9 protein-coding genes are annotated in these 11,592 nt (G+C 72.5%); 7 read left to right on the top strand and 2 right to left on the bottom strand.

Going from position 1 to position 11,592, the window contains the following annotated elements; all coding sequences use genetic code 11:
- Nucleotides 1-183: 183 nt before the first annotated feature.
- Nucleotides 184-825 carry a TetR/AcrR family transcriptional regulator C-terminal domain-containing protein gene (locus tag DRB96_RS26255; protein ID WP_112450677.1) on the top strand — a complete coding sequence of 214 codons (642 nt, stop codon included), beginning with the start codon at nucleotides 184-186 and terminating at the stop codon, nucleotides 823-825.
- A 69-nt stretch (nucleotides 826-894) separates the two neighbouring features.
- Complete coding sequence (locus tag DRB96_RS26250) at nucleotides 895-1,833, top strand: serine/threonine dehydratase (RefSeq protein ID WP_112450676.1); 939 nt, start codon at nucleotides 895-897, stop codon at nucleotides 1,831-1,833.
- A gap of 63 nt (nucleotides 1,834-1,896) precedes the next feature.
- On the opposite strand, the gene DRB96_RS26245 is transcribed toward DRB96_RS26250, so the two are convergent.
- Nucleotides 1,897-2,346, bottom strand: a complete 450-nt coding sequence (locus tag DRB96_RS26245; protein ID WP_112450675.1) for a universal stress protein — start codon at nucleotides 2,344-2,346, stop codon at nucleotides 1,897-1,899.
- A gap of 189 nt (nucleotides 2,347-2,535) precedes the next feature.
- On the opposite strand from DRB96_RS26245, the gene DRB96_RS26240 reads away from it, so the two are divergent.
- Nucleotides 2,536-2,892, top strand: a complete 357-nt coding sequence (locus DRB96_RS26240; RefSeq protein ID WP_112450674.1) for a hypothetical protein — start codon at nucleotides 2,536-2,538, stop codon at nucleotides 2,890-2,892.
- 53 nt (nucleotides 2,893-2,945) lie between these two features.
- On the opposite strand, the gene DRB96_RS26235 is transcribed toward DRB96_RS26240, so the two are convergent.
- Complete coding sequence (locus tag DRB96_RS26235) at nucleotides 2,946-4,823, bottom strand: hypothetical protein (protein WP_162688636.1); 1,878 nt, start codon at nucleotides 4,821-4,823, stop codon at nucleotides 2,946-2,948.
- Nucleotides 4,824-5,293: 470 nt separating this feature from the next.
- Between DRB96_RS26235 and DRB96_RS26225 the strand changes: the two genes are divergently transcribed.
- The 4 genes from DRB96_RS26225 to DRB96_RS26210 all read left to right on the top strand — a co-directional run bounded on the left by DRB96_RS26225 (nucleotide 5,294) and on the right by DRB96_RS26210 (nucleotide 11,524).
- Nucleotides 5,294-6,634 carry a sugar ABC transporter substrate-binding protein gene (locus tag DRB96_RS26225; protein ID WP_239516215.1) on the top strand — a complete coding sequence of 447 codons (1,341 nt, stop codon included), beginning with the start codon at nucleotides 5,294-5,296 and terminating at the stop codon, nucleotides 6,632-6,634.
- A 50-nt stretch (nucleotides 6,635-6,684) separates the two neighbouring features.
- A complete protein-coding gene (locus tag DRB96_RS26220; RefSeq protein ID WP_204358071.1) occupies nucleotides 6,685-7,578 on the top strand; it encodes a sugar ABC transporter permease in 894 nt (297 codons plus the stop codon).
- Complete coding sequence (locus DRB96_RS26215) at nucleotides 7,575-8,402, top strand: carbohydrate ABC transporter permease (RefSeq protein ID WP_239516214.1); 828 nt, start codon at nucleotides 7,575-7,577, stop codon at nucleotides 8,400-8,402. Before DRB96_RS26220 ends, DRB96_RS26215 begins: the two co-directional genes overlap by 4 nt.
- Before the next feature lie 98 nt (nucleotides 8,403-8,500).
- The gene (locus tag DRB96_RS26210; RefSeq protein ID WP_112450671.1) at nucleotides 8,501-11,524 is read left to right on the top strand and encodes a glycoside hydrolase family 38 C-terminal domain-containing protein; all 3,024 of its coding nucleotides are present in this window, start codon (nucleotides 8,501-8,503) and stop codon (nucleotides 11,522-11,524) included.
- The last annotated feature ends 68 nt before the right edge of the window (nucleotides 11,525-11,592 follow it).

Here is an 11,592-nt window from a genome sequence, read left to right as displayed (position 1 = left end):
AGTCGCGGGTTATCCGTCAATGACCAGCAATATGGCCGCAGTCGACGTCACGCGAAGGGGTGGGGGTGGAGGGTCGGCCGGGGATCGGGCCGTCATGCGCGGCGGTGTGTGCGGCGGTGTGCGGAGGTGGGTGCGATGGTGCGTGTGGCGTCGTATGTGACGATGGCTGATACGGTGTATCTCATGCCGAGAAGATCAGCCGCCCTGGACCGCGCGACACCCGGCGCGATCGCCGCCGCAGCCCTGCGGATCCTCGACGGGCAAGGGCCCTCCGCGCTCAGTTTCCGTGCGCTCGCCGACCGGCTCGAGGTCTCCCACGCCACCGTCCAGCGGCGCTGCGTCGACCTGGCCGGCCTGCTCGACCTGTGCACCGAGCACCTGGCCGCCCAACTGCCGGTGGTCCCCGCCGGGACCGGCTGGGCCGAGGCCACCGAGCAGCGGTTCACCGCCCTGTACCGGCTCCTCGCGGCCCACCCCGGGCTGCTGGCCCTGCGCGGCGGCCGCCCCTGGCTCGGCCGGGAGCTGCTGGCCCGACTCGTGGAACCCGCGCTCGCGGACAGCGTGGCCGCCGGGATGACCCCCGCCGAGGCGATGACCGTGTACAGGCGGATGTACCTGCTGACCCTGGGCAGCGCCGCCTTCGTCGACCACCGGGACCCGGCCGGAGCCACCGCCGCCTCGCGCGCCGCGCTGGCCGCGCTGGACCCGGCCGCCTTCCCGGTGCTCTCGGGGGCGCTGGCCGACGTACTGCCCCCCCTGACCGACCACGAGGTGTACTACGGCGCCCTGCGGCAGCTGATCGAAGCGGCCCGGCCCGCCGTCTGACGCCCGGATGTGCGCGACCGCGCGCCCCGGGCCGCCCCGTGGAACACGTGTGAACGAAGGAGCGATTTCGTGGAACAGCAGCTCGACTACGCCGCCGTGCGCGCCGCCGCCGACCGGATCGCCGGGGCCGTACGGCCCGTCACGGTGATACCCGCGGGCCGGGAGGGCGTCTCGTACGCGCTGGAGTACCTCCAACACACCGGCTCCTTCAAGGCCCGCGGCGCCCGCAACTTCCTCGCCGCCCACCGTGCCGCCGGCACCCTGCCCGACACCGGGGTCACCATCGCCTCGGGCGGCAACGCCGGCCTCGCCTGCGCCTGGGCGGCCCGCGCCGAATCCGTGCCCGCCACGGTCTTCCTGCCGGCCACCGCCCCGCGCGTGAAGGTGGAGCGGCTGCGGGGCTACGGCGCCGACGTACGGCTCGTCGGCGACCGGTACGCCGAAGCGCTGGCGGCCTGCCGGGAGTTCGCCGCCGGGAGCGGGGCGCTGAGCAGCCACGCCTACGACCACCCGCTCATCGCGGCGGGCGCCGGGACCCTGCTCGACGAGATCCGCACCGCCCTGCCCGGCCTGGACGCGGTCGTCGTCGCGGTCGGCGGCGGCGGGCTGTTCGCCGGGATCGCCGCCGCGGCGCGCGAACACGGCGTCCGCGTGATCGCGGCCGAACCGGAGAACTGCCGGGCCCTGAACGCGGCCCTGGAGGCGGGCCGGCCGGTGGACGTCACCGTGGACTCGGTGGCCGCCGACTCGCTCGGGGCGACCCGGGTCTCCGCGGACGCGCTGGCCGCCGTCCGGGCGGGGAACGCCGAGTCCGTGCTGGTCCCGGACGACGCGATCACCGCGGCCCGCCACGCGCTGTGGGAGGAGCACCGCATCGTGGTCGAAGCGGGCGCGGCCACCGCGCTGGCCGCTCTGCGCACCGCCCCGCGGCCCCCGGGCGAGCGGGTCGCGGTGGTGCTGTGCGGCGCGAACACCGATCCGTCGGACCTGGGCCGCGCGCCGGCCTGAGGGACGGGCACGCAGTGGCGAGGGCGGAGGCGGAGGCGGTGGCGGAGGGGACGGTCAGGCGGGTCAGGCGGAGCCGTCCTCGCGGACCACGACGACCGTGCTGGCCGCGTACTGCACCACCTGCTGACTCACCGAGCCCAGCAGCGCGCCCTTGATGCCGCCGTAGCCGCGGGTGCCGACGATCGTCAGCGCCGCCTCCTTCGAGGCCTCCACCAGCACCTGCGCGGGCGCGCCCTGCTCCACCCGGCGGAAGACCGGAACGCCCGGAGAGGTGCCGACCGCCTCCGCCACGGTGTCGGCGAGCTTCTGCCGGGCCGCTTCCTCGGCGCTGACGAGCTCGCCCTGGACGGACGGGCTGACGCCGAAGGGGTTGGTGTTCCACTCCCAGCTCATGACGGCGTGCACCCGGCCGCCGATGGCCTTGGCCTGGGCGACCCCCCAGCGCAGAGCCTGCTTCGAATGGATCGAACCGTCCACGCCGACGACGATCAGGGGCTCGGTGTTCTGACTCACGGTGGCTCCTCACAGTTCATCCCAATAGTCGTTCTTGTCTTGTCCTGTATACATGCCGCACCCGGTCCGACCTCGAAAGACGATCGTTGCGCGGACCGAAGACTTTGGAGAACAGCGCGGAGTGCCCCCCGCTTGCGAGAGTCGTGACAACGGACGGGAACCGTCCGGTGGACGCACGAGGAGCGGGACGTGGCACGGCGCAATGGATGTGTGATCGGCTGCCTGGTGGCCGTGGTTCTGGGGATCGGCCTGCTCGTCCTCCTGCTCTTCGGGATAGGCAAGGTCGCCGACGTGGCGGACAAGACCCTCGTCGACCCCAAGGTGTACGAGGCCGTCAAGGTCGGCGACGGGGAGAGCGAGGTGCGCGCCAAGCTCCCGTCGGGCGAGACCTTCGTCACGGCGGCCCTCAAGGACGGCGCCCCCGCCGAGCCCGCGGACAGCCGGTGCTCCTACTACGTGTCGAGCACCGGGGACAGCAACACGGTGCTGCGCTTCTGCTTCAAGGACGGCAAGCTCGCGGAGAAGGCCGACTACCGCATGAAGTAGGGCCTTCGTCGCGGCTGCCCGCCGGGACCCGCAGGAGACCCCTTGGCGAAGAGCTAAGGGGTCGCGCGGCGGAGCCGCGCGACCGGCGGGGCGAGCCGGGCGGCCGCGGGGGCCGGGAGGCGGGCGCTCTCGGCGCCGATCCAGTCGAGTACGGCCGAGCGCTGGTCCGGATCGCACAGGGAGAAGTGGAACAGCAGGTGCCGCCAGGCGCGGGACGTCCGCTTCGGGGTGTCCGCCCGGCGGCGCGCCGCCGCGGTGAACGCGGCCCGGGCGAGGTCGTCCCAGCCGGCCCGCGGGACGGCGCCGATCTCGTGGACCAGGGCGGCGAGGTTGCCGGCCGTGAGGATCCGGACCTGTTCGGTCAGCGGCGGACCGGCGGTGCGTTCGGGGGAGTTCCGGCCGTCGGCGCGCGGGAGGCCGGGCTCCCGGCGGCCCGCGCGCGCGGAGCACAGCAGGAGGAACCCCTCCCTGTCGCCGGCGTCGGCCATGGCCCGGACCGCCGCGTAGTCGATGCCGTGGTAGCGCTCGTACGGCGTCCCGCCCAGCAGTTCGGCGGCCACCCGCGCGGCGGCCAGGACGTGCGTGGTCACGATCCCGAAGTCGCCGTGGACGAAAGGCTCCACGGCGAAGGACGCGGGGACCCCGGACTCCCGGGCCAGCGCGGCCAGCCCCGCCACGAGCGGCGGGCTCAGGTCGGCGGCGGATCGCGCCGAGGCCTCCAGGGCGAAGTCGGCGAGGCCGCGCAACGCGGCGCCGAGCACGGCCGGATCCCGTACGGACGCTCCGGCGACGGCGCGGATCCAGGGGAGCTCCGGGAGGCGGGTGAAGTCCCACAGGTAGCAGGTGGACCGGTGGGCGCCCTGGTACAGCTTGCCCAGCAGGGTCCACAGCGCGGGGTCGCGGTCGCCGGCCTCCGGGTGGCAGCCCCGGGCGAGGGCCGTTCCCACGGAGAGCGGTACGCGGACGGCCGACAGCCCGGCCTGCCAGGGCGCCCGGGCCTCCTCCGCCGCCGCGAGGGCGGCCGGCGGTGCGGCGCCGGGTCCCGATCCGGGCGCCCCGTCCCATCCGGGCGCTCCATCCGCTCCGGATCCGGCGAACGGGCCCCGGAGCAGGGCGGCTTGGCGGACCTGCTCCTGCCGCAGCCGGGTGTGCTCCGGGGAACCGGGCCGACCGCGCTTGGCGACCATCGAGGTGACGGCGTGCCGCAGCAGCCCGGCCAGCCGGGGGTCCGGCTCGCGCCCCGCGACCTTCTCCTCCAGCGCCCGCCGCAGGATCGCCGCGTTCGACTTGGGGTCGCGGTGCCGGCCGGTCAGCGGGTGGGCCGCCGCCAGGGCCCCGTACCGCTCCAGCAGGGCCGCGCCCTCCGCGTACGGGGCGTGGGCGCCGCGCCCGTACGCGCGCAGCCAGTACGCGAGCAGCTCGTCCTCGAAGGGCCGCCATGCGGTCAGCGCCTCGCGCTGTGCGGCGACGGCGCGGTTCGGCCGCTGCCGCGCCAGCAGCCGGGCCGCCTCGCGGGCCGCCCCGGTGATCTCGGGGCCGGTGAACCCGGGACCGGCGTACTCGGGGCCCGCGGCCTCGGGGCGCGGGGTGAACGGCAGGCGGTCGGCGAACGGCTCCAGGAGCACGGCCAGTTCGGCGGCCGCCTCCAGCCGGTCGGCCCGCAGCAGCCACGCCACGCACAGCAGCGCGGCCTCCTCGGGTGAGTGGACCTCGTAGCGCCCGCTCTCCAGGAGGGACCACAGCCCGGCGATGCCGGGACCGGTGAGGCCGTGCACGAAGAGGGCGCGCCGGGTTTCCGGTACGCCGGCCAGCCGGGCGGCCTCCCGCTCGTAGGGCCGCAGCCGGGTGTGCGCCAGACCGGGGGTGGCCCAGGAGGGCAGGGCGGCGGCCCCGGGGGCGGCCCCGGACGTCGTCGTCGTGTTCACGTTCATCGCCGGCGTGGCAGGTCCTGCCCCTGCGCCCTCCGAACGTGGGTTCGGTGCTCTGGCTGCTGAGCTACACGCCGTGGCGCCGAATGTACATCGGCCGGGTTCGGGCCCACCAAGGGGTATCGACCGCACGGGGCGGTCGCGTTTCGCGGTATGCGCGATAAAGCGCGGGAGCGAAGGTTTTGATGAACAGGCGATAAGGAGTCAAACCCTGGCGGGGAAGCGGGTTCGCCATTGAATCGACATCACGCCAAACCCCTGGGTGACTAAAGCGCATCAGTACAGTTCAGAGTGGTGGTGATGGAGTGGCTTTCGGACGGGCCGAGCCATCCCGGTCGAAATTCGGGACGTACGGGTACCTGCCGCCCTCCGCCGCCCGGGACCCCGGTCGCATTGACCGGGACTTGCTTTCGGGCGAGTTTGGGCCCAGCGCTCCGGCGACGAGGCCGGAACTCCCCCCGAAGGCGGCGACGATGACCCGTGAGAACGCGACCCGCATGGCCCTCACCGCGCTCGTGGCCGGTGCTTTCCTCGCGACCACGACCTCCGCATGCGGCCTCGGCGGCGGCGCCGCCGAGGTGGAGGAGGGTGAGAGGACCGGCAAGGTGTCCGGCCGGATCACGTTCCGCACCCTCCAGTTGAAGCCGGTCCACACGTCCTACGTGCAGGGCGTCATCGACGCCTTCGAGCAGAAGTACCCGGACGCCGAGGTCGTATGGGAGGACGTGCCGGGCGACGGCTACAACGAGAAGCTCGTGGCCGACGCCCAGGCAGGTGCCCTCCCCGACGTCGTCAACCTCTCCACCGACAGCTTCCAGCTCCTCGCCGACCGGGGCATGCTCGCCGACGTGGCGAAGCTCGACCCCGGGGCGGCCGGGGAGTACGTGCCCGGCGCCTGGGAGCAGTTCAAGCTGCCCGGAAAGGGGGAGGGGGTGTTCGCGTACCCCTGGTACGTGACCCCGGAGATCCTCACGTACAACAAGAGGCTCTTCGAGAAGTCCGGCCTCGACCCGGCGAAGCCGCCGACCACCGTCGAGCAGTTCTTCGACTACGCCGAGCGGATAGCGGCCGGGTCCGGCGGGCGGTACTCCGCCTTCATGGCCGACCCCAAGGGGCGACTGCCCGGGGACTGGCAGAAGATGGGCATTCCGATCCTGAACGGCAAGCAGGACGCGTTCGCCTTCGACACCGACAAGGCCGTCGCGTGGGTCGAGCGGATGAAGGACCTGTACGACAAGGGCGCCATGCCCAAGGAGTCGCTGCTCAAGTCGGACGACGTCAACCAGCTGTACGGCGGCGGGAAGATCGCCTTCGGCCCCGGATCCCCGGGCTTCGTCAGGGACATCAAGCAGAACGCCCCGCAGGTCTACGCCGACACGCAGGTCGCCAACGCCGTCACCGGGACGCTCGGCCACATCGGGATCTACGCCCAGTCGCTCGGCATCCGCAAGGACGGCAAGCACCTGGACGCGGCGACCGAGTTCGCCAAGTGGGTCACCAACGGCCCCAACCAGGTGGAGTTCTCCAAGAAGGCGACCATCTACCCGTCGAACGCCACCGGCCTGGCCGACGCCTACTTCTCCGACAAGGGCGACGGCAAGGACGCGGAGACCCTGGCCCGCGCGGTCGGCGCCGAACAGCTGAAGGGCGCGGATCTCGACGCCAACACCCCCGTCCAGTGGACCAACCAGGTCGGCGACGCGGTCGTGCGCGAGGTGCAGAAGGCGATCAAGGGCGAGCAGGACGCCAGGACGGCCGTGAGGAAGGCCCAGGAGGAGGCGAACAAGCTGCTCGCCAGGACGGGGCAGAGGTGAGGGCGGACAGCGCGGGGATCGGCAGGAACGCCAAGAAGGCGAAGCGCGCCATGGAGGCCGAGACCGGGCTCCGCCACCGCACGTGGTGGACCCCGTACCTCTTCCTCGCCCCGGGCCTGGTCATGGTGACGATGTTCAGCCTCTGGCCGTTCGTCAACACCGTGATCCTCTCGCTCACCGACGCGCAGATCCTGCGCGGCGGCGGGTTCGTCGGCTTCGACAACTACGCCCGCGCCTTCGGCGACCCCGACTTCTGGGTCGCCACCGGCAACAGCGTGCTGTACCTCGTGGTCGTCGTCCCGTGCCTGGTGTTCCTGCCGCTGGCCCTCGCCGTCCTCGTCCAGCGGGAGGTCCCCGGGATCGGCTTCTTCCGCTCGGCGTTCTACACCCCGGTGATCGCCTCGGCCGTGGTCGTCGGCCTCATCTGGCAGTGGGTGCTGCGCAGCGACGGCCTGGTCAACACGGTGTTCCGGAAGCTGAGCATCGTCTCCGAGCCGATCCCGTTCCTGACCGACAGCACCATGCTGCTGGTCTCCGCGATGATCGTGACCGTGTGGAAGGGCCTCGGCTACTACATGGTCTTCTACCTGGCGGCCCTCGGGAACGTCTCCGCCTCCCTCCACGAGGCCGCGGCGCTCGACGGCGCGGGACCCGTACGCCGCTTCTTCAGCATCACCGTCCCCCAGGTGAAGCCGATGATGCTGCTGGTCGGCACCCTCTCCGCCATCTCCGCGCTCCGCGTCTTCACCGAGATCTACATCCTCGGCGGCGAGAGCGGCGGGCCCGGCGGCGGCGCCCGTACCCTGCCCTTCCTCATCCGCCAGGTCGGTCTCGGCTTCGCCGGCGAGACCGGTTACGCGGCCGCCATCTCCATCCTGCTGTTCCTCCTGACGCTGGTCTTCAGCCTGCTGGGCCGCCGCCTGTCCAAGGGAGACGAGAGGTGAGGGCGCCCTCCTTCCGGATCGGCCTCGCGGGCCGGTACGCCACGCTCCTCCTGATGCTCGTGGTCATGCTCGGGCCGATCGTCTGGCAGTTCCTGACCTCGATCCGCGGCCGCACGGAGAACGTGTACGACGGGGTGCTGCCCGCGCGGCCCACCCTCGACAACTACGTCCGGGTCGCGGAGTCGTTCCCGCTGCTCCAGTACGTCGGCAACACCCTGACCGTGGCGCTGCTCGCCGTCACCTCGAACCTGCTGTTCGCGGCGATGGGCGGCTACGCCCTCTCGCGCGCCGCCTGGAAGGGCCGCAGAGCCGTCTTCACCGTGCTCGTGGCGACGCTGATGTTCCCCTTCGAGTCCGTGATGATCTCGATGTTCCTCACGATCCGCGAGATGGGCCTGGTCGACACCCTCATCGGCGTCTGGCTGCCCGGCGCCGTGTCCGTCCTCAACATCATGATCATGCGATCGGCCTTCCTCGCCGTACCCGCGGAGCTGGAGGAGGCCGCGGTCCTCGACGGCGCCGGCGAGTGGACCCGCTTCACCCGGGTCTTCCTCCCGGCCGCCAAGGGGGCGCTGGCCGTCGTCTGCATCACCAGCTTCATGGGTGCGTGGGACGACTTCCTCTGGCCGCTGCTGGTGCTGACCGACAGCGAGAACCACACCCTCCAACTCGGCCTGAAGACCCTGGCCGGCGCCACCACCGTCAGCGACCAGCGCATCATCGCCGCCGGCGCGATGGCCGCGCTGATCCCGATGATGCTCCTCTTCTTCGCCCTCCAGCGCTTCTTCTTCAAGGGCGTGGGCGACGGGGCCGTCAAGACGTGACCCGCGCCCTCTCCCTCCCTCTCCGTCTCCCCTCTCGCCCCTGACCGCCTGACCGCCGGACCGCACGATCCGCTCACTCTCCACCTGGAGCAGCCGCCATGCACGACGACCGCAGCATCACCGAACACCGCCTGCGCCGCGTCCTCAAGGAACGCATCAAGCCCGCCGTGCACTCCCGTTCGGTCCCGCTGGCCATCGAACGCTGGGAGGCCCCCGGCGAGCCCGTCCCCGTCGCCGAAGGCCTCGCGGCCGCGTACGGACCCTGCGCCATCGGTGACGCGTGGGGCCCGGCCTGGGGCACCACCTGGTTCAAGGTCACGGGCACCGTCCCCGCCGGCTGGGCGGGGCGCACCGTCGAGGCCGTCCTCGACCTCGGCTTCGACCGGATGATGCCCGGCTTCCAGTGCGAGGGCCTGGTCCACCGGGCCGACGGCGGGGAGGTCAAAGCGCTCAACCCGTACAACGACTGGGTGCGCGTCGCCGACTCCGCGGTCGGCGGCGAGCGGATCGAGTGGTACGTCGAGGGCGCCTCGAACCCGGTCCTGGTCGACCACTCGGCGACGTACGAGGGCGACGTCCGGACCAGCGGAGACCAGCCCCTCTACCGGCTCGCCCGGATGGACCTCGCCGTCTTCGAGACCGAGGTCTGGGAGCTCGTACAGGACCTGGAGGTCCTCCACGACCTGATGACACAGCTCGACGGGCGCGACGCCCGGCGCTACGAGATCCTGCGCGCCCTGGACTCCGCCCTCGACGCCGTGGACCTGGACGACGTCCCCGGCACGGCGCCCGCCGCCCGCGCCCGGCTCGCCGGCGCGCTGGCGGCCCCCGCCCACGCCTCCGCCCACCGGATCAGCGCGATCGGCCACGCCCACATCGACTCGGCCTGGCTGTGGCCGCTGCGCGAGACGGTGCGCAAGGTCGCGCGGACCGCGTCCAACATGGTCAACCTGATGGACGAGCACCCCGAGTTCGTCTTCGCCATGTCGCAGGCCCAACAGCTCGACTGGATCAAGACGCACCGGCCCGAGCTCTTCGAACGGGTCAAGAAGAAGATCGCGGACGGGCAGTTCGTGCCGGTCGGCGGCATGTGGGTGGAGTCCGACACCAACATGGTCGGTGGCGAGGCCATGGCCCGACAGTTCCTCTACGGCAAGAAGTTCTTCATGGACGAGTTCGGCATCGAGACCGACAACGTCTGGCTGCCCGACTCCTTCGGCTACACCGCCGCGATGCCGCAGATCGTCAAGCTCTCCGGCTCCCAGTGGTTCCTGACCCAGAAGATCTCCTGGTCCCAGGTCAACAAGTTCCCCCACCACACCTTCTGGTGGGAGGGCATCGACGGCTCCCGCGTCTTCACGCACTTCCCGCCCGTCGACACCTACAACTCCGACCTCGGCGGAGCCCAGATGGCGCACGCCGCCCGCAACTACCAGGAGAAGGGCCGGGGTTCACGCTCACTGGTCCCCTTCGGCTGGGGCGACGGCGGCGGCGGCCCCACGCGCGAGCAGCTCGCCCGCGCCAAGCGGCAGCGGAATCTCGAAGGCTCCCCGCGCGTGGAGATCGAGCGCCCCGACGCGTTCTTCGAGAAGGCGCACGCCGAGTACGGGGACGCGCCCGTCTGGGCCGGCGAGCTCTACCTCGAGCTGCACCGGGGCACCTACACCTCGCAGGCCAAGACCAAGCAGGGCAACCGGCGCAGCGAGTCGCTGCTGCACGAGGCCGAACTGTGGGCGTCCACGGCCGCGGTGACGTTCCCCGGGTACGCGTACCCGTACGAGGAGCTGGAGCGGATCTGGAAGACCGTGCTGCTCCACCAGTTCCACGACATCCTCCCCGGCTCCTCCATCGCCTGGGTGCACCGCGAGGCGCGCGAGACGTACGCGGAGGTGGAGGAGGAGCTGACCGCCCTCACCCTGGCCGCGCAGCGCGCCCTGGCGGGCGAGGGCGAGGAAGAGCTCGTCTTCAACTGCTCCCCGCACGCCCGGCGCGGCATCGCGGCCGGCGGTGCGTCGCGGCCGGCCGCCGCCGGGCAGCCCGTCACCGTCGAGGAGCGCCGCGGCGGCGGCCACGTCCTCGCCAACGGGCGCCTGCGCGTGGAGATCGACGGCCGCGGCCTGATCGTCTCCGCCTACGACCTGGAGGCCGGACGCGAGTCGGTCGCACCGGGCGCCGCCGCGAACCTGCTCCAGATCCACCCCGACTTCCCCAACATGTGGGACGCGTGGGACATCGACGCGTTCTACCGCAACAAGGTCACCGACCTGGTGGACGTGGACGCCCTGGCGCTCGCGGAGACCGGGCCGTTCTCGGCCACGGTCCGCGCGGCCCGCTCCTTCGGCTCCTCCTCGGTCGTCCAGTCGGTCACGCTGCGGGCGGGCGCCAAGACGGTGGACATCGTCACGGACGTGGACTGGCACGAGACGGAGAAGCTCCTCAAGGCGGCCTTCCCACTGGACGTCAAGGCCGAACGAACCGCCTCGGAGACCCAGTTCGGGCACGTGTACCGGGCCACCCACACCAACACCTCTTGGGAGGCGGCCAAGTTCGAGATCTGCGCGCACCGCTGGATCCACGCGGAGGAGCCGGGCTGGGGCGTCGCCGTCCTCAACGACTCCACGTACGGCCACGACGTGACCCGCGACGTGCGCCCCGACGGCGGACAGACGACGACGATCCGCCTCTCCCTCCTGCGGGCGCCGCGCTATCCCGATCCGGAGACCGACCAGGGCGCGCACACCCTGCGCTACTCGCTCGCCCCCGGTGCGGCCCTCTCCGACGCGGTGCGCGAGGGCCACGCGCTCAACCTCCCGGAGCGGACGGTCACGGGCGCGGGCCCGGTCGCGCCGCTGGTGGCGGTGGACGGCGACGCGGTCGTGGTCGAGTCGGTCAAGCTGGCCGAGGACCGCGGCGGCGACGTCGTGGTCCGCCTCTACGAATCCGGCGGCGGCCGGGCGCGGGCCACCCTGACGGCGGGCTTCCCCCTGTCGGCGGCGGTCGAGAGCGACCTCCTGGAGCGGCCCCTGGAGGGGACGGCCGTCGGCCCGCTCACCCCGGACGGCACCGTCCCCCTGACGCTGCGCCCGTTCCAGATCGTCACACTCCGCCTCCACCGGTCCTGAAACCCCCGCGCGGCGCCCCGGCCGCCGGGGCGCCCCGCGGCGCGGGGCCGCCGGGGAGGCCTCCGTGC

Origin of the sequence: Streptomyces sp. ICC1, from assembly GCF_003287935.1 — a bacterium.
GTDB classification, from domain to species: domain Bacteria; phylum Actinomycetota; class Actinomycetes; order Streptomycetales; family Streptomycetaceae; genus Streptomyces; species Streptomyces tritrimontium.
The sequence above is the reverse complement of the archived record's forward strand: the minus strand, read 5'-3'. Positions and strand labels throughout refer to the sequence as shown.